Origin of the sequence: Aurantiacibacter xanthus (genome assembly GCF_003584015.1) — a bacterium.
GTDB classification, from domain to species: Bacteria; Pseudomonadota; Alphaproteobacteria; order Sphingomonadales; family Sphingomonadaceae; genus Alteraurantiacibacter; species Alteraurantiacibacter xanthus.
Genome location: NZ_QXFM01000110.1, coordinates 1 through 23,385, shown reverse-complemented (window position 1 = coordinate 23,385; position 23,385 = coordinate 1). Strand labels below are relative to the sequence as shown.

The window sequence follows — 23,385 nt, the reverse complement described above, 5'->3', positions numbered from 1 at the left end:
TAGCGGAGAAGAGACAGAAGTATGGGGGCCGGAAATGTCCCCCTTTCAACCGCCGCGCAGCAGACGAATATAGCCGCCGTCACGCAGTTCGACGGCTTCCCTGATCCAGCGAGAAATGCGCTTGCGCTCGCGGCTGTCGTACCAGTCGGCGGCGCTGTAATCGCGCACATCGCGATCGATCAGCGCCGCCGCGAGTTCCCGGCGGGTGGCACCTGCATCATGCCCGTCGAGCACCTGCAGCAAGGTGAGCAAATGATGCCGCCGGAACTGTGTTGGCCGTAGCGGCGGTGGCCCGACCGCCATGCCGAGCAGGCGGCGGCAGAAGCGCTCGGCGGATGCGAGGCGAACGAGTGGGTCGGTCCCGAACGGCAGCATCATGGCCAGCGGACGGCCAAACGAACCAGCGACCCAGAGGTGCTCATCGCCATCCTTGTCGGCGAGAATGAAATTTCGGAACTCGCCGATGGTGATGCAGGCGCGAATGTCCCCCAGCGACTTCGGGTCGAGCCGCTCGGCGCCGATGCGGGAGAGCGCCGGAGCGAGAACTATATCGGTCGGCGAAAGATCGGGCCGCGCAACCGCTAGCTTCGGATCGAACGCGGCGGACGGGTCCGTCTGGAAGCTGATCCCCCATCGCAGCACCAAGGCGGCGGTGGCGTCGTCGGATTTGACCGCTCCACGCTTCACCCTGCCGATAGCGCGGCGATATTCGGTACGATAACGGGCGTTGCGACTGAGATAGCCCATCGCAATGTCCGAATATTGCAGCGTCTCGTCCCTGGCTTCGTCCGGGGGCGTGCGCCAGTCCCTCTCAGGCGGCATCGAACCTCTCCCAAGCGTGGCTCTCTTTTGGAGCGCAGCGGAAGATGTTCTCAGCCGAGCAGCTGAGCAGAAGCCCTGTCGATCGCGCGGGCGCATAGCCGTTTCAAGTCAGCGGTCTGGCTACGTTGGCTGCCAGTTTGGCTCCGCAGTCCCATCCCGGCCCTAGGATTCGGGAGGGCGCAGATAATGGCGATAGCCGGTTTCGGTCATCCAGCGCGCACGCGCGAGATGGGAGTCATGCACCAGGCGCGCGCGCTCGGGTTCGGCCTCAGGGTCGATCCCAAATATGATCGCGGCGGCCTCGCGCCAATCGGCATTTTCCGCTGCGGCATCGAGCAACCGCCAATAGGTGTGGTGATGGCGTTCGTCATAGTCGGTGACATGCGCCGCATCGGGCGCGCGGTCTTCGAAAGCGGGTATCGTCATAGCTTCGCTCCGCATTCAGCCATTGTTCTGGCGCGTGGCGTCTCGGGGCACTTACACCATTACGACGCGGAGCAATTGTCCCGCGCCTGCTATAGCGGTCGGAGAAAATGCGGATAAATGCTGGCGCCTTGCATGGCGCTATTCGTTCGGTTCGCTCTGGGCTTCGCTCACGAGAAGCACTCCTTGTCCCCTGTCCGAATCGAGGAAAACGATCCCTGCGCTTTCCAACGCCTTGACCACCTGATGGCGTGTATCGTCACGCACGGACAGGTTGTTTTCCGATTCCAGGCGCTTGAGCGCAGTGAGCGCAACAAGGGCCTTGTCTGCTAGCATCTCCTGTGTCCAACCCAGAAGCGCACGAGCGGCCCGCACTTGGCGGGAAGTGATCATGCACGATCACCTCCACAACCTGCGCGTTGTTCGCTACGCAAACGACTATTATAGTCGCTTTGGGTGAATGGAAATAGTCAAATCGCGAGCCGGGCTATGGCCCGGCGAGCACGCTTATTCGACCGGCCGCGCGGACCTGCCGGGACGCGCGGCCGGGTTGGGGTAGTCCCTGCGATGCGTGAAAACGTAGTTCCGTATCCGTGCAATTGCGGAAAAACGTGGAGCCGGTTGTCCGGCTCCACGGCATTGCGGTCAACCCGTCTTGAGGCGCTGCATGCCTTCGGCCAGCGTCCAGAGCGCCCGGTTGAGTGTTACATTCTGGTCGATGCCGTTGATCGCGCGGGTGGTGCTGCGGCGAATGCGGCCTTCGGCGTTGCGCTTGCGGCCAGACAATCCGCCCCGGATCACGTTTTCCTGAATGACGTTGAACGTGCCCCACAGGCTATTGCCCCGGTCCTCGCGGCGGCGCGGCTCGATGATCTGTTCGGGGGTGAGTGGGCTTTCGTCTTCGCCATAGCGGGCGACAAGGCTGGCTTCTGCGAGCACGCGCTGCTCCTCTTCGCCAAGCTGGATTTCCTTCATGCTTTCGCTGGCATCGATCAAGCGGGGGAAGTCCTCGGCTACGGTGTAAACGCCCTCGATGATGTCATGCTGGATATTGCCCTTGTGCGGCACGCGCACTTCCTCGAACCGCTCGCCCGCAATCATGGAATTGGTGCAGACGAAACGCAGCATCCCGGCGAACATCTGATAGGCAGACGTGCCATCGTGCGAGTTCACGATAATGACCTCGGCGGCCTCGGGCTTGCCGATACCTTCATCCCGGCGCAGGCGCAGCATGTGCTTGGCGTGGCCGTGGCGGCTGCCGTCGCGCGGCACCGACTGCACGGCGAAGAACGGGAACCATCCCTCGCGGCGTAGCCCCTCCACGATGTCGATGGTGGGCACATAGACATAGCGGTCCGAACGGCTGTCATGCGGTTCGCGGGCGAAGATCGAGGGGACGTGGCTGTAAAGCGCCTCATTGTCGAGCGGCTCACGTCCGCTGATCTGGTGGGCGTTACGACCGAACCGGGTGGCGAGATGATGAATGTTCATGGGTCTTTCCCTTCCTCGGGTCTGGGATTCCGCGCAGCGGGAAGCGCCGCGCTGAAACCCTGCCCGTCGGCGAGACTGGGGTAGCAACGGGCAAGGGCGACCGGGCCGGAGGGGGCTCGCCCGGCCTGCACGCAATGCAATGAAGGAAGGCCGGGGAGACCGGCCAGGGCGGCGCAGCTTCCCTTGACCGGCGCGAGGGCAAGGCCCTTAGCCCTCACGGTGCGGCATCAGCCGCGCCGACAGAGATCATCCCACGCTGGTCAGAGCGTGGGCCGTCTCTTGAAATAGACCGTCTCGGCCTTCGGCTCGGCAATCGCCTCGAACCCGGCATCGAGCCAGGCGCGGCGATGCGGCGCATGGGCGTCGGCGCGCCCGTTCGCGCACCACCATTCGGGCTCGGCAGCGCCGCGCGGCAGCAAACCGCCGATAATGTCTTCGATATGCGCGAAGCGCAGTTCGACGCCTTCGGCATCGTTGCGCCGCCGCCAGCGTTTCAGGAAAGTGCACAGTGGATCATATTTACCCATCCCGTCGTATCCGCCTCTCAATTCATAGCGGGCGGGACAGTTTGGACGGCAACGGTGCGGCCAGGAACGTTGCCAGCATCATGGACGAGGGCGAGGCCCATCATGATGCGTGTCGAGCAGATGGCACAATCGAGGGCCGAGGCCGCGCCTTCGGCGCAGTCGATGCAGGCGCGGCGCGGTTTCGATCCGTCGATCAGGCCAAGCAGCAGATGCTCATCGCCCGACAGTGCCGCGGATTCACCGATAGCGACCGGACGCCCGAGCGCGTCTTCGCACAGGTGCATCAGACTATCGAACACGGGAGCAAGCATCTCGCAATTATGGGACGCCAGGATCTTGTAGAGACAGGGCTGAACAGACTGACCCGTATCGCGTGCCTTGCGCCAGCACCGTGCCGCCTCGACCAGCAATGAACGATGCGCGGCATCGTCGAGGCTTGACGGCGGGAAGTGGCGGGTCATCGATCTGTCCTTTCTGCGCTTCCCCTCATGCCGCTTATTGCGATTCACTCGCAAGTGTTAGCTGGCGATGACGGCAACCGCAAGACGAAAGCCGGTCGATCCATCCGATGACCGATGCGCCCCGCCCGAACAGGCGGGGCGCTCTTGGCCGTCAGCGCGACCAGATGAGGGCGTATTCGCCGGCGGTGTCGCTCTCGGACAGCGTGGCATAGACCGGAGCCGGGAAGCTCGGATCGTCCAGCTTGACCGAGATGTAATCGCGGCCTTCGCGACTGGTCTTCTTCCAGGCGGCGCCGATGTCGAGATCGCCGGTGCTGACGCGGAAGTCGGGAGACTTCTCGCCGTCCTTGTCGACCGGGCGGAGGATTGCCTGGGTGTTGAGAGCAAGCGTCCTGATGGTGCCGCCCAGTTCGCCGTTGTCGTTGGCGGTGAAGGTGCCGATGATAGCCATGTCTATGTCCTTTCGTGTTGCTCGAACCGCGCCCATCGCGGCCTCGATGGCGGTTCAAGGGACCGGAGCGATCGACGGCGCATCCCAAAGGGACCGCAGCGAAGCGGAGGATGGCGGGAAGCCGCCTTTTTTTGTTTCGCGATGCAAAGCCGTCAGGCGGCGGAAAAAAGCGGGGCGCCCGTCATTGCGGCATAAGCGATCGGGCGAAGCCTTCTCCGGTCAGACCAGTCATGACAGAGGCCGTGTGGGCAGGCGGCACACGAGAGAAGGGATGGTAGCGCGTCAGCTTTGCGCCCCAATAGTGGTCATCAAAGCATCATTGCGGGTTAGCTGAAAGCGGACATCACAGCTGAGGCTTTTAAGGGCTGAAATGGAGGAGAATCCAGAATGGCGTGCCGATGCAGGTGATCCGCGTCCGATTTCAGCTGATTTCAAAACCAGAAGCGAACACCGAATACAAAGTTGGTCACGCTCGGATCTTCATCAGCCGCTCGCGCAAAGTCTGCACTGCTGCCAACCTTCCATTCCTGCTCGATCCCGACGTATGGCGCAAACTGCCGCGTAAATTCGTAACGCAAGCGCAGGCCGAGTTCGGCGCTGTCGAGCCCGGCACCGACACCCAGTTCGGGTATGTCCTGCGCTGCCAGGTTCAACTCGGCGCGCGGTTGCAGGATGAGGCGCTGGGTAATGCGCTGGTCCAGCTCGGCTTCGAAACGCGCCGTGACATCGCCACTAGTCGAGAGGAATGCGGCGGCATCGACCTCGAATAGGTAGGGTGCCAGTCCCTGGATGCCGACCACGGCATGGGTGCGCTCCGGTCCGGTGAAGTCCTGACGAACGCCCGCCTGCAAATCCCACCATGGACCGATCGCATGGCTCCACAGCCCTTGTAGCTCCGCGCTCTCAAGTTCGCCGCCGAAATTACCCTCACCTTCACTCTTGAACCAGAACTTGTCGAGGTCACCGCCGTAATAGCCCTGCACATCCCATAGGTAACCGTCCTGGCCGCCCCGCACCCTATATTCGGCACGATCCGCCTGGAACCAGTAGACCGGCAAGCCACTGACCTCACGAGCGACCGCCGCGCGCGACGCGGCCATTTCTTTTTCGCCGACAAAGGCGTCCGCAGCATAGAGCGGTCCCGAAAAGGCTTCGGTTGGCGGCGGACCTTGCGGTATGTCTGCGCTGTCCCCCGCTGCACCGTGATCCATCGAGCCGTGACCCATTGCGGCGTGATCCATCGTCTGCCCGCTCGAACTCTCCGTAGTGGCATTTAGTGACATGCCGTGATCGTCCGAATGGTCCATCGCCTGATGCCCGGCGTGCGGATCGTCGGCACTCTCCTCCTCAACTGGGGCGGTTACCTCGGCGGGATTGGGACTGGAATGGTCGTGGTCCTGCGCCAAGGCCACCTGCGGCAGGACAATAAGCGGCAGGGACAACAGCATGGTCTTGCACATCAGCCTGCTCCCCCTTGCAGAGGTCGAACTGTGACCACCTGGAACATGCCGTTGTGCATGTGGTAGATCAGGTGGCAGTGGAACGCCCAGTCGCCCGGCTCGTTCGCTGTCAGGTCGAACTGTGCGCTGCCCCCCGGCTGGACGACCAAGGTATGCTTCAGCGGCTGGTGACCGTGCGGGGCATCGTTCACTAGCTCGAAGAAGTGACCGTGCAGATGGATCGGGTGCGCCATCATCGTGTCGTTCACGAGCTTCACGCGCACCCGCTCGTTGAAGGCGAAGCGGATCGGATCATCGGCGACGGCAGAGAATTTCTGGCCGTCGAAGGACCACATGTAGCGCTCCATGTTGCCGGTGAGGTGGATCTCCTTGAGCCGGGTCGGCTGCCGCATGTCGCGGTTCATGTTGGCTGCTACCAACTGGCGATAGTTGAGAACGCGGTGACCGACATTGTCGAGGCCGATGCCGGGGTCACCCATCCGATCCACAGGGTTCATCGAAACCATGTCCACGCCTGGCCCCACCGCAACACTGGGCGGTAGCAGCGAGGTATCGCGCATGTTCATGGCACCCACCGCTCCGCCCTCGGACGTATCACCATGATCCATCGCGCCGTGATCCATGGCTGCGCCGGAAGATCCATGGCTCATGCCCATGTCGGCCATGGTCAACAGCGGCGGGTCGCGCAGCGGCGGCACCTCCGCCTGCGCGCCGGGCCGGCTTGCCAGCATGGCAATTCCCATGCCGGACCGATCCATTGCCTCGGCAACGATGGCGAAAGAGGCATCGTCGGCAGGCTCCACTATCACGTCGTAGGTTTCGGCGTTGCCGATCTGGAACTCGTCGACTTCGACCGGCCGCACATCCTGCCCGTCGGCAGAGATCACCGACATCGGCAGACCGGGGATCCGGACATTGAAGAAGGTCATGGCCGATCCGTTTATGAAGCGCAGGCGAACCCGCTCGCCCGGCTGGAAAGCGAACTCAAGCCCGTCTTCAGGGCCATGCCCGTTGATCAGGTAACTGTAGAGCGGAGCCGAAACATCAGAGATGTCCGTCGGCATCATCCGCATCCGCGCCCACATGCGGCGATCCTCGCCTGACAGCGGGTAGTCGTCGGTCGCCGTCGTCTTCTGATAATTGAAGGGTGCTTCGCCGACCTTGAGCTTCCGCATGACTTCGTGCGGGTCCATCGGCGACCAGTCCGACAGCATGACTACGTAATCACGGTCCACCTGGTGAGGATCGCCACCAGCCGGATCGATGATGATCGGGCCGTAGTGTCCCATCGGTTCCTGCAAGGTGTGGGCATGCCACCAATAGGTGCCTGCCTGGCGGACGGGAAATTCGTAGCGGAAGCTTTCGCCAGGTTCGACTGCCGCCATGGTCACCCCTGGAACACCGTCCATCAGGAACGGAACGAGCAAGCCATGCCAATGGATAGACGTGCCCATTGAACTGTTATTGAGCAGATCGACGACGAGGTTCTGACCCTCGCGCAATCGCACCAGCGGACCCGGCACCGAGCCGTTGACCGTCACGGCAGGGCCGCGGCGATTGCCGGTGGCGAACCGGGCATCGGCAACGGTCATGGTCAGGTGTTCGCCGGACAGCACATCGCTGCCTTTGCGAGCCAGCGCCCCTTCGTGACTGCCGGTCGCCCAGGCCGGTATTGAATGGCCAAGACCAATCAGGCTTGCTGCACCTGCACTGGCAGAGAGGAACTTGCGGCGATCGATGCTTATCGGGTTCGTGCTCATGCCAAGTGTTACGCAGCCTTCGCACACACCCCTCAAAATCCGTCGAAATTCTCCCGCAAGCGCGCTCGCGCCCGGTAGACGCGGGTCTCGACGGCCTTTTCTGTAACGCCAAGGACCTCCGCCGCTTCGCGCTGGGACATGCCCTCCATGCTCACGAGCACCAGTGCCTCGCGCAACCTGACTGGGAGGCGTTCCATCGCTTGCTGAACCGTTTCCAAAGCCTGGCGATCTGCTGCGACAACTCCGGCATCGGGCTCATCGGCGGCAAGGTCGAGATCGAAATCGTTGCCGGCGAACCCAAAGAAGCGAGCTGCCTTGCGCCGCCGCAGGGCATCGCGACATTTGTTCAGGGTTACCGTGGTCAGGAAGGCTACCGGGGGACGTTCAGGATCGAGTTTCGTGCGTGCCACCCAGACAGATGCCAAAGCGGACTGCACGGCATCTTCGGCTTCGCTCGCCGAACCCAGCATGCGGCGCGCAAGCGTAAGCAATTGCGGGACGAGTGGCGTGACCAGCCGATCAAAGGCCGACCGGCTGCCAGTCTGGACCTGCTCTACCAGATCGTGTTCAGCGGGCTGCGTCTCTTTGACCACCGCCGTTCATTCGCCGGTTTCGCCGGTGAGGGATGCCGAGACCTGCCTGTCGAATTGAGCCCGCTGCTCTTCAGTCAGCAAGTCGCGCATGGCAAAGACATGGCGCACTGTCGCTTTCTGCAAGTCACCCATTGCGGCGTGGACGTTGTCGATCGCCACGGAGACTTGCGGTCCGTATTCGTGCTCCTCATCCATCGCGGCTGCGAGCTGCGCATTCTCCGCACGCAGGGAAAGCTCCAGCTGTCGGCGTTCGATGGCGAAGTCGGCTTCCAGCTGTTCAAGCGCCGCGGATTGCTCCGCATCGAGATCGAGCTTGTCGTGGACAAAGGCATGCAATCCCTGGCCTTGTTCGCCGTCACGCCACTCACCCGCTGCGAACGCGCCGATGCAACCGGCAGCTATCGCCAGCAGAACACCGGCCATGATCTGGAGAATGCCGAACTTCATGGTTCGACATGAAGAAGTGCAGACGGGGAGAGATCGGCCCCGTCAATCAATTGATACTGGGCAGGCTCGGCCGAGGCAGGAGCCTGGACCACGCCAATTCCCGTTCCAAGCCCGATAAATGCCATGCCAGCCATCAAGGCCAGGCGGCGGCGCTGGCCCGCAGCTTGCTCCATCTGCCCGGCTCGCAGCCACACGCCATCCATGAAGTCGCCAGACATTGAGGGCGCCGCGACATTGCCGAGGGACTTGAGCGCCCTGTCCAGATGATCGTCATGGTGCATATGCAATTCTTCCCGTTCTTGCCCTGACATACGCATGCTGGCGCAGCGCCCCTCAATTTTTCTTGAGGGCTGGCGGCCCGTCATTCGTAGGACTGGTTATCTCGCCTGACCAAGGGATGGCAAACATGATTGCAAGATTTCGACGACTGGTCCTGCCTGTATTGGCAATTGGCCTCTCGATTGCATTGGCACCTCCTGTCACTGCCCACGAAGAACACCAGCAGGACATGACTGATGCCGAAATGGTGCAGGTGGAGATGGGGCACGACGCTGACGCCGAACACCATGCCGGAGACGATCACCACGATACCGGCATGCTTGACCATCACGATGGCGAAGTCGCTCCCGCAGTTGCGCCAGCCGAAGCGAGTCTGACGCCCGAGCAGGCGATGGCAGCGGCAATTGCAGAGAACCGCGCCACATCTGTAATCGATGTGCTTGGGCGGCTGCACCCGGTCGCTGCGCATTTCCCGATCGCATTGTTGCTGGCCGCAGCAATCGCCGAACTCATGTTGCTGGTGCGCCCCTCCATTGGCCTGGAGGTGACCTCCCGCTTCCTCGTTGCCGGTGGCGCGGCTGGGGCGGTCGTCGCTGCGCTCTTGGGATGGACCGCGGGAGGCTGGCGGCTTTCCGACCGATCAGAGACACTCGGCCTTCACCGCTGGAACGGGACCGCAATCGCCGCACTGGCGTTACTCGCTACCTGGCTCGCGTTCAGAAGCGAACGCAGAAAGGCGCTTCGGGTGGTCCTGCTCGTTCTTGCGGTCGCTATCGTCGCCCAGGGTTACCTCGGCGGAGAAATGGTGTTCGGCCCCAACCATCTCGGCCTGCGCTGATTAGAATTGGAGTAAGTTCCTATGACACTTTCACCCATCATCTCACTGCGTCGATCAATGGCTCCTGCACTGCTGATGGCGCTCGCGGCCTGCTCCAATGCTGCCCAGGCGGCGAGCTACACGATGTTCCGCGATCCGAATTGCGGGTGCTGCGAAGAGTGGGCCAATCATGTCCATGCGGGCATGCAGGCAGAGATCGCTGTGAAAGAGCGTTCGGACATTGGCGCGATCAAGGACCGCGAAGGTGTGCCGGTCGATTTGCGATCATGTCACACCATGGTGGTCGATGGATATGTCATCGAAGGTCACGTCCCGGCGGCGGATATTGCCCGCCTCCTGCGCGAGCGACCAGAGGGCGTTGAAGGTCTCGCGGTTCCCGGAATGCCGATCGGCTCGCCGGGGATGGAGATGGGTGATCGCACGCAACCCTACCAGGTGATCGCTTTCGGCAGCGCCGGTCGCAGCGTGTTTGCCAGTTACGAATAGAACCGAAAGAGAATGACAATGAAGCGATTGATTATGGCACTGGCTGCGGGAAGCATGTTTGCTGGACCGCTTGCAGCGCAAGACCAGGATATACCAGCCCAAGCCGAACAGCCGCAGATGTGTGAAATGACGCACAACGGCGAGCGGATGCACGGCATGATGATGCGCGGCGAAGACGGCACGATGACCTGCCAGATGATGGAGCACGGCCACATGGACCATGCGAACATGAATCACAGCCAGATGCAGCATGGCACAATGGACCACGGCCAGGCCGCCCAACCCAGCGCGACCGAAGGTCAGACCGACGCTCCCCAGAGCGATCCTGCCCCGCAGGATCATTCGGCCCACGAAGGCCACACCCCCGGCTAAGTCGTCAGGGGACGGACATGGGGCGAGCGCCTGAAAATGAGATCACGGCGCTCGCTCTCTCCGTAGAGTGGCTGTTCAGGCAAGTCCCTGACGCCGCCAAAGCAGATCGAGAAGGAAAAGAACAATGGCGAAATCCGCGATTGGCCAAAGCATCAGGGCCTGGGGCAGGACGCTCAGCCTGTTCCTCCTGATCACCTACTTCGCCTGCATCGCCTTCGGCCTGGGGGCGCCTGAGCAGATGCACATGCACCGCGCTTGGGCAACACTCTTGCCGGGATTCGAGTGGTTGACCCTTTCCGGCTTCATCGCCGGAGCCGTGGGAAGTTTCCTCTATGCTGCAATCCTGCTGGTGCCGTTGTATAACCATTTCAGTCGCCGCGCCGGTTGAGACCGCGCGGAGTCGAGGAGCTCTCCGATATGGCTCACGATCACGAACACGCCGGGCATTGCAGTCATCACGCTGACAAAGATGCTCCAAGTGACGGGCGTTACGACACCGTCCCCCAAGGATACGAGGGAACGGTATACACTTGCCCGATGCATCCGCAGGTGCGGCAGACGCACCAGGGTTCCTGCCCGATATGCGGCATGGGGCTGGAACTGGATTCGGCCACAATGGTCGAGGAAGGCCCCAATCCCGAACTTGTTGATTTCACGCACCGCTTCTGGGTTGGCGCGATTTTGACCGTCCCCTTGCTGGTCCTGACCATGGGGCCGCTGGTCGGGCTATCGGGCATCCGCGAGGTCTTTGGGGAGCGCACCACCGTCTGGATCGAGCTGGTCCTCGGCACGCCTGTGGTGCTGTGGTGCGGATGGCCCTTCCTGGTCCGGGGCTGGAACTCGTTCCGCACGCGCAACCTCAATATGTTCTCGCTGATCGGCATGGGTGTGGTGTCAGCCTATGCGTTCAGCGTGGTCGCGGTAATCGCACCCGATATTTTCCCTGACGGCTTCCGCGATGCGGAAGACCATGTCGGGGTCTATTTTGAAGCGGCGGCGGTTATCGTGACGCTGGTCCTGTTGGGGCAGGTCATGGAACTGCGCGCCCGCGAAGGGACAGGCAAGGCAATCCGCGCGCTCCTCGACCTTGCGGCGAAGACCGCGCGGGTCATCCGTGATGATGGCAGCGAGGAGGAGATCCCGCTCGAACACGTCCATGTGGGCGACCGCCTGCGCGTGCGACCGGGCGACAAGGTGCCGGTTGACGGCGAAGTGGTCGATGGTCGGTCGTCCGTCGATGAAAGCATGATTACGGGCGAACCGGTCCCGGTCGAGAAGGTCGTAGGCGATCCCGTCACCGGAGCAACGATCAACGGCACTGGCAGCCTCGTGATCGAAGCCAAGCGGGTTGGATCGGACACCATGCTCTCGCAGATCGTGGAGATGGTGGCAGCCGCACAGCGTTCGCGCGCGCCGATCCAGAAATATGCAGACAAGGTCGCAGGCTGGTTCGTCCCGGCGGTCATCGGTATTGCCGTGCTCGCATTCATCGCATGGGCCATCTGGGGACCAGAACCCACCCTGGCCTATGCCCTGGTCGCCGCCGTAGCCGTTCTCATCATTGCCTGCCCCTGTGCGCTTGGCCTGGCCACTCCCATGTCGATCATGACGGCGACCGGCAGGGGCGCGCAGGCAGGCGTGCTGATCAAGAACGCCGAAGCGCTGGAACGGTTCGAGAAGATCGACACTCTGATCGTAGACAAGACCGGCACGCTCACCAAGGGCAAGCCTAAGCTTGTCGCCGTCCTCCCTCAGCCGGGAAAGGATGAGGAGGAAGTATTGCGAGTAGCCGCATCGCTCGAACGCGGCTCCGAACATCCCCTGGCAGAAGCCATCGTGAATGGTGCCGAGGAGCGAGCCATCTCCCTTGTCGAGGCGAGGGAGTTCGAGGCGGTCACCGGGAAGGGTGTGAAGGGCGAGGTCGATGGGCACGCGGTATCGCTCGGAAACAAGGCGATGATCGAAGACCTTGGCTTGGCTGCCGGTGATCTGGTCGAAAAGGCCAACCAGCGCCGTGACGAAGGCGAGACTGTGATGTTCGTAGCGATCGATGGAGCGATTGCCGGACTCGTCAGCGTGGCTGACCCGATCAAGGAAACCACGCCCGATGCGCTCAAGGCACTGCACACGCTTGGCCTGCGCATCATTATGGCGACGGGCGACAACGAACGCACGGCCAAGGCTGTCGCCGCGCGGCTCGGCATTGACGAAATCCGTGCCGACGTGCTGCCCGAAGACAAAGCCCGCATCATTCGCGAATTGCAGGATGGTGGAGCAAGGGTGGCCATGGCAGGCGACGGCGTTAACGATGCCCCCGCTCTGGCACAGGCCGATGTCGGCATCGCCATGGGGACCGGCGCGGATGTCGCCATCGAAAGCGCGGGCATCACTCTGGTGAAGGGCAATCTCGACGGGATTGTTCGCGCCCGCCGACTTGCCCAGGCGACCATGGGCAACATCCGGCAAAACCTGTTCTTTGCTCTGATCTACAATGCTGCAGGCGTGCCGGTCGCCGCAGGGGTGCTTTATCCGGTCATGGGCATGCTCATCAGTCCGATGTTCGCTGCCTTTGCGATGAGTGCGTCTTCGATCTCTGTGGTCCTCAACTCCCTGCGGTTGCGGACGGCAAGGCTGTGACGGAAGCGCACCAAAACCACACCGATGGTCAGCATTCACACGGCGGATCGGAAGAGAAGGAAAGCATAACGCTTGGCGGCGCTGTCGCCATGGGCACCGGAGTGATGATCGGCGCGGGTATCTTCGCCCTCACCGGACAGATCGCCGAACTCGCCGGCCCCTTGTTCCCGCTGTCATTCATCGCCGGTGCCATCGTCACTGCCCTGGCGGCATACAGCTACATAAAGATGTCCAACGCCTGGCCTTCGTCAGGCGGCATCGCGATGATCCTGCAGAAGGCATACGGTCCAAGCACCGTAGCCGCTGCGGCTTCGCTGCTTATGGCGCTTTCAATGGTGATCAACGAAAGCCTCGTCGCGCGCACATTTGCCACCTACGCGCTGCGTCCCTTCGAGATGCAGGACAATGGTCTGCTGCAGTCGGCACTCGCCCTGGCGTTGATCGTGTTCGCCTATCTCGTGAATGCTTCGGGCAATCGCTCGGTGAGCATGGTCTCGATTGTCATGTCAGCAATCAAGATTGGCGGTATCGCGATCTTCGCAATCGCCGCGCTCTGGGTGAGCGGGTTTTCGGGTGGAGCCTTTGCAAAGCCCACAAGCGGATTCGGGTGGGAGGGCATGGTTGCGTCCGTCGCCTTCTCGATCCTTGCCTTCAAGGGTTTCACGACAATCACGAATAGCGGCGGCGAGATCGTTGATCCGCACCGCAATGTCGGGCGCACGATCATGATCGCCATCGGCATCTGCGTCGTGACGTATCTCCTTGTTGCAGCCGCGGTGGGGGCAAGCCTTGGCATCGACGAAATCGTGGCGGCGCGCGATTACTCGCTGGCGGCAGCCGCCGAGCCCGCGCTTGGCCGCATCGGGTTCTGGTTCACGATTGTGATCGCCGTTACCGCCACCGCTTCCGGCGTCGTGGCGAGCGTGTTCGCCGTATCCCGCATGCTGACAATGCTCACCGAGATGAAGATGATCCCGCACAGCCACTTCGGGATGAAAGGTAGTCTGCGCAGCCACCTGTTGGTCTACACGGTGGTGGTCGCCGGAGTCCTTGCTGTCCTGTTCGACCTTTCCCGCATCGCTGCCCTTGGCGTGTTCTTCTACCTCGTCATGGACATGCTTGTGCATTGGGGCGTCCTGCGGAACCTGCGCAAGGAGATCGGGGCGCGTGCCGAGATTTTGCTGGCGGCGCTGGCGGCTGATCTGGTCGTTCTGGGAGCCTTCACCTGGACCAAGTTGCAGAGCGACGCGATGATCGTCCTCTTTGCGGCGCTGGGAATCGCAGTTGTCTTTTTCGGAGAACACCTTTTCCTGCGAAAACAGGTGTAAGCCAGGTGCAGCAAATAGGAATGCGCCAAGCAGCTACGAGAAACGACGAGCCGACAATTCGCGGTAGTTCGCATCCGAATCGGCAGCATACTGCGCTTGGCAGTCAAAAGCAGACAGTCTCCTGTCGGCCCAATATGAGCCGTTTGCTGGAACTGGCCGCGCCCCATCGGGCGCGGCCGCAATTTTTCGGCTATCGCCAAAGTGGTAGAGAGAGCCGGGACCGCTCGCGCAGCCCCGGCTTCATGCCGCTATTCGGCGGCAACGGCGTAGAAGTCTTCACCATCCTCGGTTGGCGCTTCGAGAGCCTCCGCGTCGGATGGCTGAGCCGCTTCCGCCTCCGGCGTCCGCAGGACAGTAGGCAACCATCCAGTTCCGGCCAGAAGCTGCTCGGCGGCCTGCGCCATGTCCTGCTTCTTCATGTCGGCGATCCGGCGGGCGGCTTCTTCCGACACGCCTTCGGTCACGGCTTCTAGGATATGCGCCTTGGTGACACGGCCAAGATAGCTGTCAACGGTGGGCGTCCAGTCCTTCGCCATGTCCAGCGTCAGCGCACTTGCCAGCCTGTCGGCGGCTTGCAACGACCGGGGCTTGCGATCCCACGGCAGACGCAACGCGTTGAAGGTGCCGGATACGCAATGCGCCAGCAGCCCCATCCGGTCCTCATTGTCTAGTGCGACGATGAAGGTCCACAGGTCCGCCACATCACGCGGCATCCGTTCGACCCATGCCTCATGCGCCGCGTTTGCCTTGGCCGCCAGCGGTGTATCCTCGATCCCGTCCGCATGACTGCCCAGCGGGGTCACGGTCGGACTAACCTCAAGGCAACCGGCCTCGGCATAGCTGTAGAACAGTTGCGAGGTCAGCGTGTGGGTGAGCGCGATCAGCGCCATGTCGGGCCGCTCGCCAAGCGCCACGCGAAGGGCAAGCGTCCGGTGCGCGGACAGGTCGCGGGTCAAGGCCTCGGAAATCGGCTTGCCGACTTCCTCGTCCTCGATGTCCTGCACTTCTTCATCACCTTCGGCCTGCTCATCCTCGACCGCCTTAAGGTCAATGACTTCACCTTCTGGCTGCGGATCGGCCAGCGCTTCATCCTCAGCACGAATGAAACCGCGCTCGATCCTGACCGTGCCGTCATGGTTGAGCACAACGAACACGCCGCCACGCGCGATCACATTGGCATCATAGGCATGACGCTTGTCGGAAATCGCGTCGATCTCCGCATCTAGCGCCTCGACCTTTGCCGCCACGTCCTCGGGCATCTCGTCATAGGAGTCGAAACCCTCGACAAGCTGGTCATATTCGACCCATGCCGCTTCCAACCGCTTCTCGTCCTCATCGGACAGGGCAACGGGTTCGGGATAGACACGCTGCATCCCATGCGCGTGGGGATAGTCGATATGCGCCTCGGCCCATTTCCAGCCTTCGGCCTGCACTTCGGCGGCAACCTCGCGCAGCTTCTCGATAGCAAGCATGTCGAGCAAACCCGCATCCTCGAAATAGCCGCCACCTTCATCGGCAAACAGGTCGCGGATGATGGTGCCGCCCGCTTCTTCATAGGCTGCTTCGCCCACGAAGATCGCCCGGCGATCATGGCCGGGAACATTGGCGGCGGTCAGGTCGCGCCGGATGATCCACGGCTCGCGGTTATGATGCAGGCTCTCGAATACCTGTTCCTGCCGTTCGTGGTCCTCGGTAATGGCAAAGGCCATCAACTGGTCCAGCGTAAGCCCATCCTCGCGGTAGACCTGCAACAGCTTGGGAGACACGGCACCAAGGCGAAGCCGCTGCTTCACCACATGGGCGGACACACCGAACCGCGCGCCGATTTCCTGCGCGCCCCATCCCTTGGTTTCGGAAAGCTCGCGGAACCGCTCGAACTGGTCGGCGGGATGCATCGGTGTCCGGGTCACATTCTCGTCCAGACTGATCTCGGACGGATCGTTTTCGGTATCGAGCCAGCAGCGGACCGGATCGGATTTCTTCATTGTCCTGCGCTTGGCACACAGCAGCATCGCCTCCCTGCGGCCTTCGCCAGCGGTCACGAAATAGAAGTCGGTTGGCGTTCCATCGTCCTTCACTTCGGGTTCCACGACAAGGTTCTGAATCAGTCCCTTGTGCGCGATGGATGCAGCCAGCGCCTCTATGGCGCTTGTCCCATGCGGCACCTTGCGCGCATTGCGCGGAGACTTCTTTAGCTTGTTCAGGGGCACGAAAATCTCGACGCCCGACACAGGCTCGGCAGCGGTGGTTTCGGTAACAGCGTTCATCACACTTCTCCTTCAACACACTCACCCCGGAATGGGGTGGGCGGTGAAAGAGCGAACCGAAGGCCCGCCGGCAGAGCCGGAGCGCACCCGCAGGGCCGGAACGATAGAGGAGGTAAGCGCGCAAGCGCGTTGCGCCCCGGCGCGGCGGGCCTAGAGGGAAGCGTCGCCCACCCCACCGACGGGGAGAGCCGCAAACACGCGCGATCGGGACAGCGAATGCCCTGGCCCGATCTCCATACTTACGGAAAGACACAAATCCGCGAATGCGGATTTACCCATCGGCGCGGAGGGCCGAGCGGGGCGTTGCGGGGTGTCCCCGCAGAAGGGGTAGCGGGAGACCTATGGGCTCCCGGTCAGGGGAAGGCTTTCCCCTCACACTCAGTTTCGCGTGGTGAGAAACGAACGGATCGTTTCTGGCGGAAATCGAAGGGCTTATGGAGGTGAAAACACCAAAGCTGGTGAGTTTTGGCGACGACCAAGGTGCAAAACGGAAGATTGCAAGGCCCATATAATGCTGAATTTATTGGAGATTTTGGCGCACCCAAGAGGATTCGAACCTCTGGCCTCTGCCTTCGGAGAATTAGAACGGAGGCCACGCCACGGTTTTCTATTCTACGATAATCTGCGCTAATGCTCTATATTCATTAGCTTTTTCCTTAAATAGAATACGCCGATGGCACGCTGTTCTAGCCGGGAGTTCGCTCCCACCTGCTCCCACCTGCTCCCACCTGCTTCCGTGGTGCTTCCGTGGAAACAGGCCTGTCGTCGGAGGTGTATCGTATGGCCAAGATCAACAAGCGGAACGTAGATGCCGCCGTTTCGCGCGAGAAGGACTATTTTCTGTGGGACGACGAGCTGCCGGGTTTCGGGCTGCGTGTCTTCGCGTCAGGCAGGCGCAGCTACCTGATCCAATATCGCGCGCTCGGGCGGACTCGGCGGTTCACGATCGGCCTGCATGGCGTGTGGACGCCAGAGATGGCCCGGAAGGAAGCCAAGGTGCTCCTGGGCCGAGTCGCGCAAGGCGACAATCCCGCCGAGGAAAAGCAGATCGACAACAAGGCGATCACGGTCAAGGAACTCTGTGACCTCTATCTCAAGGATTTGGATGACGGTCTCATCCTCGGCAAAGGTGGCAGGCCGAAGCGGCCGGGAACGATTGTGTCCGACAAGGGGCGCATCAATCGCCATATCGTGCCGCTGCTCGGGACGCGCCGGGTCAAGGATCTGACCAAGGCGGACATCACCAAGCTTCTGAAAGACGTGATGGCCGGCAAGACCCGGCGGAACGTAAAGACAAAAAGCCTGCGGGGCCGCTCGATCGTCAAAGGCGGCGCCGGCACGGCGTCCCGCACGGTGGGGCTGCTTGGCGGCATCCTGACCTATGCGATGGACGCGGGGATCATCGACCTCAACCCTGCCGCTGGTGTGAAGAAGCCGAAGGACAAGGTTCGCACCCGCCGCCTGACCGAAGCCGAATACCGCGTCTTCGGCGAGATACTCGACGAAGCTGGCCGAAATCCGAACTACGCCATGGCGGTGGAGATCGCTCGCAACATAGCCCTGACGGGCGCGCGGCGCAGCGAGATCATCGGTCTGGAATGGAGCGAGTTCGATGCTGATAGTAGCTGCCTGCGGCTCAACGACAGCAAGGAGGGCGCGTCAGTTCGCCCGATCGGCCTGCGCGTCGTGGAAAGGCTTGAGAACCTGCGCCCGGTTGAAGAGCAGACCTTCGTGTTCCCAGGGATTCGAAAGCACGATCAGGCGTTCGGCGGTTTCCCGCGCCAGTGGAAGGCGATCTTCAAGGGCACCGAACTGGAATGGATGACACCCCATGTCCTGCGCCACAGCTTCGCCAGCCTTGGCAATGATCTCGGTTTCACCGAGGCGACTATCTCCGCGATCGTCGGACACTCGCGCAACAGCGTGACGAGCAAATACATCCACACGCTGGACACCGCGCTCATCATGGCGGCCGATACGATCTCAGGCTACATTCAGGGCCTTATGCACGGCATTTCGTTCCAGCACACGTCTTACGCGCTCGATCGCCAGTCTCGCCAAGCCGCCCTGTCGCGCTTCCTCGGCCTAGACGATGGGGAAAACGCGATTGGTGCGAATGATACGGTAGCGGCTCAGATGGCAGCCTGACCCTTAATCTTTGTACGTTCGAGGAAAGTAGCGAGACTTGGCCTGTCGGTTCCTATGCAATTCGAATTGATCGACCACGCCATGGACAGCTATGGCGGTGATGGGGGAAGTTTTGGATAACACGCAACGCTTTGGATACGGGCTGAAGTTTGAAAATGCCTTCTTGCGGGAGCTGTTCGCCCGTATCATGGCCCATGCCCACCCCGGCGATTTCCAGCCCGTGCGCCCCTACGGTCCGCGCGGCGATTTGAAATGTGACGGGTATCGCGCCAGCGATGGAACGGTTTTCCAATGCTACGCGCCGGACACCATGAAAGTCGATCCACTCCTCGCGAAGATCAACGGAATGCCTCGCAGTGGGCATGGTCCAATGGCATCGCCATAGTTATGCTGAATCTGCGCAAGCGCGAGTGAACACACCTGCACTGAACGTACGACGCGGTCGCTCAGCAGCGTCTTACCGTAGCCTGTCATATGGAAGTGACTGTAGTGTGCGGCCGAAATCTCGCAAATCCCCACTATAGCACCTTACGTAAATAACCGAACAGGCGATCATCATCGCTCATCGCCACGTTGAAGCGCATATGATCGCGCCAGCCGCCACTGGCGCTGAACACCGCACCCGGTGCAAGGACGATCTGCTTGGCCAACGCAGAGCGGGCGAGAGCGACCGCATCGACGCCATCCGGTAATCGTGCCCACAGGAAAATGCCCGCACCCGGTTCAGCCCAAGGCTCAATACCGAGGTCGCGCAGCCGCTTCGCTACGCGCGGCATGGCGCGGGCAAGGCGGGCGCGGACGGATTCAACGTGCCTGCGATAACTTCCATCCGTCAGGACCGTGTGGAGCAAGCCCGCCGACAAGGGGCTACCAGCCATGGAGGTCGCGATGCGCAGATCGGCCAGTGCCTCGATCCAGTCGCCGCGCGCGGCAATGTTGCCGCATCTCACGGCTGCGGACAGGGACTTGGAAAAGCTGCCGATCCGGATCACTCTCTCCAGCCCGTCGAAGGCGGCGAGGCGCGGAGCCGGGACATGCTCGAAATCGGCGAAAATATCGTCCTCGACGATGACCATGTCATGGGCCTCGGCGATGCGGAGCAGCCGATGCGCGGCAGGTGCGGAAAGCATCGCACCCGTCGGATTATGGACGGCCGAATTGGTCAGATACAGGCGCGGCCTGTGCGTGACGGCCGCCTCCGCGAACGCGGCGAGATCGGGGCCGCTGGGCGTCATCGGCACACCGATTACCTTGGCCCGATGCGCTCGCAGCAAGGCAAGGAAATTGAAGTAGCATGGATCATCGACCAGCACCGCGTCGCCGGGCTGGAGAAGGAAGCGGCAGACCAGATCAAGCGCCTGAGTGCCGCTGTCGGTGAGAAGGATCTGATCGGTCGCAGCCGCGACCCCCTGTTCGGCGAGGCGGCGGGCGAGCAGCGAGCGCAGCGCGGGTGAACCGAACGGCGAGGCATAGCTCGCGAGAGCGCCCGCATCCTCTGTACGCGCCATTGCGCGCATGGCCTTGCGCAGCGCCTCGCCTGCGAGCCAGTCATCCGGCAACCAGCCGCATCCCGGCATCAATCCCGCGCGCCGTTCGCCCAACGACTGGCGGAGCATCCATAACGGATCGACCTCCCGCTCGGCGGTCTGCGTCAACCGTTCAAGCGCCAGCGGAGCCAGCGGAGCCGCGACATAAAAGCCCGATCCGGGCCGCGAGCGGATCATACCCTCGCTTGCAAGACGCTCATAGGCTTCGACCACGGTCGAGCGCGCGACGCTCATCGTGTCCGCCATCGCGCGGATGGATGGCAACCGCGCGCCGGGCGTGAGCGTGCGCGCTTCGATCCGGTCGCGAATATGGCGGACGATACGTCCTGTCCGCGTTTCATTGGGGTTTGCCGCCACCGTCCTGCTTTCATGATCAGTACAGTTTGGCGATATCGTATCGATCCGTGCCTGTCGATGCCGGTGCCGCCAGTTAGAAAAGCCGTCTGCGCAACAGGAGTTACAGCGTGAACAATCCCTTCCACCTCGTCGACGTGTTCGGCGCCGACCCTTTTACCGGTAATCCAGTCGCAGTGGTGTCCGATGCGGATGCTCTCTCGACCGAGGAGATGCAGGCCATCACCCGCTGGCTGAACCTGTCGGAGACTACCTTCCTTCTGCCGCCGACCGACCCTGGAGCGGACTACCGGGTGCGCATCTTCACGCTTGCGCATGAACTGACCTTCGCCGGACATCCGACGCTGGGCAGCGCTCATGCTTGGATGGAGGCGGGCGGACAACCGAGGGATCGGAACATGATCGTGCAGGACTGCGGCGCAGGTCTGGTGAAGATCCGGAACGACGGCGAGCGCCTAGCCTTCGCTGCGCCGCCCCTGCTGCGCGGCGGCACTCCCACGGAAGCAGACATTGCCCGGGTGGCGGAGGTTTTGCGTATCGAGCGTGGCGCAATCATGGATGCGACGTGGGCGGATAATGGTCCCGGTTGGATCGCGGTGATGCTGGAATCGGCCGATGCCGTGCTGGCGGTGGAACCGGAAAGGCATCAGAGCCAGCGGATCGATATCGGCATTCTCGGCCCCTATGCGGCAGGCGGTGACGCAGCATTCGAGGTCCGCGCCTTTTTCAGCGACGCCCATGGCGCGCTGATCGAGGACCCGGTGACGGGCAGCCTCAACGCCGCGCTCGGCCAATGGCTGTTCGCGAGCGGCCGCGTGAACGATGCCTACATTGCAGCACAAGGCACGCGGCTGGGAAGGAGCGGTCGCATCCACGTCGAACAGGATGATGCCGGACAGATATGGGTTGCCGGTGCCACCCGTACGCTCTTTAGCGGCCGGAGTGCCAGTTGATGCAAATCGCGGTCCTGACCTTCGACGGCTTCAATGAACTCGATTCCTTCATTGGCGCTGCCATCCTCAACCGTCTCCGGCCGCGAGGCTGGCAGGCCCATATCACTGCCCCGTCAAAACAGGTCACGTCCATGAATGGCGTGACCGTGCAGCGCCAGCGCCCGCTGGAATTTGCCTGTGAGGCGGATGCAGTGCTGATCGGCAGCGGTATTCGGACGCGCGAGATTGCCGAGGACACCGCCTTGCTGGCTCGCCTGCAGCTCGATCCCACCCGTCAGCTGATCGCCGCGCAATGTTCCGGCACGTTGCTGTTGGCCAGGCTCGGTCTGATCGGCGACCTGCCGGCCTGCACCGACCTGACGACGAAGCCGTGGGTCGTGGAGGCGGGCGTCAACGTTATCGACGCGCCGTTCGCCGCTCATGGCAATGTCGCGACAGCGGGCGGCTGCCTTGCCGCGCCTTATCTCGCCGCGTGGATTATCGCGCGCGCCGCGTCGATCGACATCACGCACGAAGCGTTGCATTATGTCGCTCCGGTGGGCGAGAAGAGCTTCTATGTCGATCATGCGCTGCGGGTGATCGAACCGGCCATACTGGCGGCAGCGCAGCACGAGACGGCCGGCGTCGGTTCAGGCGCTAGGATGCTCGACCCATTCGGCGCGGAAGAAGCGAGCCGATGGTAAGCCGTCATCCCGGTTCCTGCCACTGCGGCGGGGTTCGCTTCACCCTGGACAGCGATCCGATCGAATTGACGACATGCGATTGCTCATTATGCGTGAAGCGCAACGCATTGATGGTGAAAATGCCCGAAGCAGCGCTGCATATCGAACAGGGAGAGCAACTGCTCTCGCTCTACGTATGGAACAGCGGCCGCGCGAAACATTATTTCTGCCGGCGTTGCGGCATCTACGTCTTCCACCGCAAGCGCGCGGCGCCCGATCACTTCGGGGTCAACATCTTCTGCCTCGACGGATTCGACGCGACCGCACTTCCCGTCCGGGCCACCGAGGGCGCGGGGATGAACCTTGTCTGTGACGATCCGCGACCTGAATGGCCTGGCCCGCGAGTTCCGGCCACGCGATCAGAAAAGTCGTCGGTATAACCCGTCAGTATAAGACCTCATCTTCCCAACTTCATCTGCAGGAGTTTCCATGTCCCCGACCGATCTTCTCGTGCCGACATATACGCATATGCTGCAAACGCTCGCGGGATTGCTGGAAAAGGCGCGCCAGCAATGCTCGGATTCAGAAGCCGAAGCGCTCCTTGCCCAACGTCTCGCGCCCGACATGCTCCCCCTGTCAGCGCAGCTGCGGTTCGCCTGTCTGCAGGCGCAGGAAGCCGTATTCCGTCTGAGTGGTCAGATGTTACCGGAAGACTTGGAGCAACTCGGACAGGAAGGGCATAATGCCGGTGAACGGTCGGGATCGATGATCGAAGCGCAAACCCGCATCGGTGACGCCCTATCGTTTCTCGGCAGCCTTGAGCCAGGCGCTTTTGACGGAACCGAGGATAGGCGAGTGATCCTTGAACTGCCGGGCGGTCCAACGTTCGATATGACCGGCCAGGACTATGTCAGGGACTGGGCGCTGCCCCAATTCTACTTCCACGTCGTAACCGCTTACGCGATCCTCAGAAGCCGGGGGATCGAGATTGGCAAGGCCGACTATGTGCCGCATATGTTCAACCATCTGTCCGTCGTCAGAACATTTGGCACAACTCGCGGCGTAGATCAGCGGAGTGT

26 protein-coding genes are annotated in these 23,385 nt (G+C 62.0%); 12 read left to right on the top strand and 14 right to left on the bottom strand.

Annotated elements, in window-relative coordinates; genetic code table 11:
• Positions 1-45: 45 nt before the first annotated feature.
• From D2V17_RS12250 to D2V17_RS21795, 12 genes are all read right to left on the bottom strand, one after another.
• Positions 46-822 carry a DUF2285 domain-containing protein gene (locus D2V17_RS12250; RefSeq protein ID WP_119593162.1) on the bottom strand — a complete coding sequence of 259 codons (777 nt, stop codon included), beginning with the start codon at positions 820-822 and terminating at the stop codon, positions 46-48.
• A 162-nt stretch (positions 823-984) separates the two neighbouring features.
• The gene (locus tag D2V17_RS12245) at positions 985-1,248 is read right to left on the bottom strand and encodes a DNA -binding domain-containing protein (protein WP_046905036.1); all 264 of its coding nucleotides are present in this window, start codon (positions 1,246-1,248) and stop codon (positions 985-987) included.
• A 138-nt stretch (positions 1,249-1,386) separates the two neighbouring features.
• Positions 1,387-1,638: a helix-turn-helix domain-containing protein gene (locus D2V17_RS12240; protein WP_119593161.1), complete on the bottom strand. Its 252-nt coding sequence runs from the start codon at positions 1,636-1,638 to the stop codon at positions 1,387-1,389.
• 252 nt (positions 1,639-1,890) lie between these two features.
• The gene (locus tag D2V17_RS12235) at positions 1,891-2,736 is read right to left on the bottom strand and encodes a DUF932 domain-containing protein (protein WP_119593160.1); all 846 of its coding nucleotides are present in this window, start codon (positions 2,734-2,736) and stop codon (positions 1,891-1,893) included.
• Between the two features lie 260 nt (positions 2,737-2,996).
• Positions 2,997-3,263, bottom strand: coding sequence for a DUF7662 domain-containing protein (locus D2V17_RS12230; RefSeq protein WP_119593159.1), 267 nt, complete (start codon positions 3,261-3,263; stop codon positions 2,997-2,999).
• A gap of 17 nt (positions 3,264-3,280) precedes the next feature.
• Positions 3,281-3,724 carry a hypothetical protein gene (locus D2V17_RS12225; protein WP_119593158.1) on the bottom strand — a complete coding sequence of 148 codons (444 nt, stop codon included), beginning with the start codon at positions 3,722-3,724 and terminating at the stop codon, positions 3,281-3,283.
• A gap of 151 nt (positions 3,725-3,875) precedes the next feature.
• The gene (locus tag D2V17_RS12220) at positions 3,876-4,175 is read right to left on the bottom strand and encodes a DUF736 domain-containing protein (protein ID WP_119593157.1); all 300 of its coding nucleotides are present in this window, start codon (positions 4,173-4,175) and stop codon (positions 3,876-3,878) included.
• A gap of 431 nt (positions 4,176-4,606) precedes the next feature.
• Positions 4,607-5,635, bottom strand: coding sequence for a copper resistance protein B (locus D2V17_RS12210; protein WP_245978699.1), 1,029 nt, complete (start codon positions 5,633-5,635; stop codon positions 4,607-4,609).
• Positions 5,635-7,395: a copper resistance system multicopper oxidase gene (locus D2V17_RS12205; protein ID WP_119593155.1), complete on the bottom strand. Its 1,761-nt coding sequence runs from the start codon at positions 7,393-7,395 to the stop codon at positions 5,635-5,637. Before D2V17_RS12205 ends, D2V17_RS12210 begins: the two co-directional genes overlap by 1 nt.
• Before the next feature lie 32 nt (positions 7,396-7,427).
• Positions 7,428-7,988: an RNA polymerase sigma factor gene (locus D2V17_RS12200; RefSeq protein WP_119593154.1), complete on the bottom strand. Its 561-nt coding sequence runs from the start codon at positions 7,986-7,988 to the stop codon at positions 7,428-7,430.
• Positions 7,989-7,994: 6 nt separating this feature from the next.
• On the bottom strand, positions 7,995-8,411 hold the full coding sequence (locus tag D2V17_RS12195) for a Spy/CpxP family protein refolding chaperone (protein ID WP_245978698.1): 417 nt from the start codon (positions 8,409-8,411) through the stop codon (positions 7,995-7,997).
• Between the two features lie 20 nt (positions 8,412-8,431).
• Positions 8,432-8,800, bottom strand: coding sequence for a hypothetical protein (locus tag D2V17_RS21795; RefSeq protein WP_245978697.1), 369 nt, complete (start codon positions 8,798-8,800; stop codon positions 8,432-8,434).
• Between the two features lie 143 nt (positions 8,801-8,943).
• Between D2V17_RS21795 and D2V17_RS12185 the strand changes: the two genes are divergently transcribed.
• The 6 genes from D2V17_RS12185 to D2V17_RS12160 all read left to right on the top strand — a co-directional run bounded on the left by D2V17_RS12185 (position 8,944) and on the right by D2V17_RS12160 (position 14,375).
• On the top strand, positions 8,944-9,552 hold the full coding sequence (locus D2V17_RS12185) for a DUF2231 domain-containing protein (RefSeq protein WP_119593152.1): 609 nt from the start codon (positions 8,944-8,946) through the stop codon (positions 9,550-9,552).
• 57 nt (positions 9,553-9,609) lie between these two features.
• A complete protein-coding gene (locus tag D2V17_RS12180; protein WP_245978696.1) occupies positions 9,610-10,038 on the top strand; it encodes a DUF411 domain-containing protein in 429 nt (142 codons plus the stop codon).
• An 18-nt stretch (positions 10,039-10,056) separates the two neighbouring features.
• Entirely contained in the window at positions 10,057-10,410 is a 354-nt protein-coding gene (locus D2V17_RS12175; protein WP_147367389.1) for a hypothetical protein, read from the top strand.
• Between the two features lie 124 nt (positions 10,411-10,534).
• Entirely contained in the window at positions 10,535-10,798 is a 264-nt protein-coding gene (locus D2V17_RS12170) for a hypothetical protein (RefSeq protein ID WP_119593150.1), read from the top strand.
• 29 nt (positions 10,799-10,827) lie between these two features.
• Positions 10,828-13,047 (top strand): copper-transporting P-type ATPase, encoded by a 2,220-nt coding sequence (locus D2V17_RS12165; RefSeq protein ID WP_119593149.1) that lies wholly within the window; start codon positions 10,828-10,830, stop codon positions 13,045-13,047.
• 89 nt (positions 13,048-13,136) lie between these two features.
• Positions 13,137-14,375, top strand: coding sequence for an APC family permease (locus D2V17_RS12160; protein WP_119593148.1), 1,239 nt, complete (start codon positions 13,137-13,139; stop codon positions 14,373-14,375).
• A gap of 248 nt (positions 14,376-14,623) precedes the next feature.
• On the opposite strand, the gene D2V17_RS12155 is transcribed toward D2V17_RS12160, so the two are convergent.
• On the bottom strand, positions 14,624-16,642 hold the full coding sequence (locus D2V17_RS12155) for a ParB/RepB/Spo0J family partition protein (protein ID WP_119593147.1): 2,019 nt from the start codon (positions 16,640-16,642) through the stop codon (positions 14,624-14,626).
• Between the two features lie 780 nt (positions 16,643-17,422).
• Here D2V17_RS12155 and D2V17_RS12150 point away from each other — a divergent pair.
• Positions 17,423-18,790: a tyrosine-type recombinase/integrase gene (locus D2V17_RS12150; protein ID WP_039577801.1), complete on the top strand. Its 1,368-nt coding sequence runs from the start codon at positions 17,423-17,425 to the stop codon at positions 18,788-18,790.
• A gap of 91 nt (positions 18,791-18,881) precedes the next feature.
• Positions 18,882-19,175, top strand: coding sequence for a hypothetical protein (locus D2V17_RS12145; RefSeq protein ID WP_039577805.1), 294 nt, complete (start codon positions 18,882-18,884; stop codon positions 19,173-19,175).
• A gap of 133 nt (positions 19,176-19,308) precedes the next feature.
• Here the strand turns inward: D2V17_RS12145 and D2V17_RS12140 are convergent, their stop codons facing one another.
• Positions 19,309-20,694: an aminotransferase-like domain-containing protein gene (locus tag D2V17_RS12140; RefSeq protein WP_039577808.1), complete on the bottom strand. Its 1,386-nt coding sequence runs from the start codon at positions 20,692-20,694 to the stop codon at positions 19,309-19,311.
• A gap of 107 nt (positions 20,695-20,801) precedes the next feature.
• Between D2V17_RS12140 and D2V17_RS12135 the strand changes: the two genes are divergently transcribed.
• The 4 genes from D2V17_RS12135 to D2V17_RS12120 form a co-directional block, all read left to right on the top strand.
• Positions 20,802-21,644, top strand: coding sequence for a PhzF family phenazine biosynthesis protein (locus D2V17_RS12135; protein WP_039577811.1), 843 nt, complete (start codon positions 20,802-20,804; stop codon positions 21,642-21,644).
• Entirely contained in the window at positions 21,644-22,327 is a 684-nt protein-coding gene (locus D2V17_RS12130; RefSeq protein WP_081997449.1) for a DJ-1/PfpI family protein, read from the top strand. Before D2V17_RS12135 ends, D2V17_RS12130 begins: the two co-directional genes overlap by 1 nt.
• The gene (locus D2V17_RS12125; RefSeq protein WP_052208597.1) at positions 22,321-22,746 is read left to right on the top strand and encodes a GFA family protein; all 426 of its coding nucleotides are present in this window, start codon (positions 22,321-22,323) and stop codon (positions 22,744-22,746) included. Before D2V17_RS12130 ends, D2V17_RS12125 begins: the two co-directional genes overlap by 7 nt.
• A gap of 49 nt (positions 22,747-22,795) precedes the next feature.
• Positions 22,796-23,385: DUF1993 domain-containing protein (locus D2V17_RS12120; RefSeq protein WP_147367387.1), on the top strand; the 590-nt coding region annotated here is incomplete at its 3' end.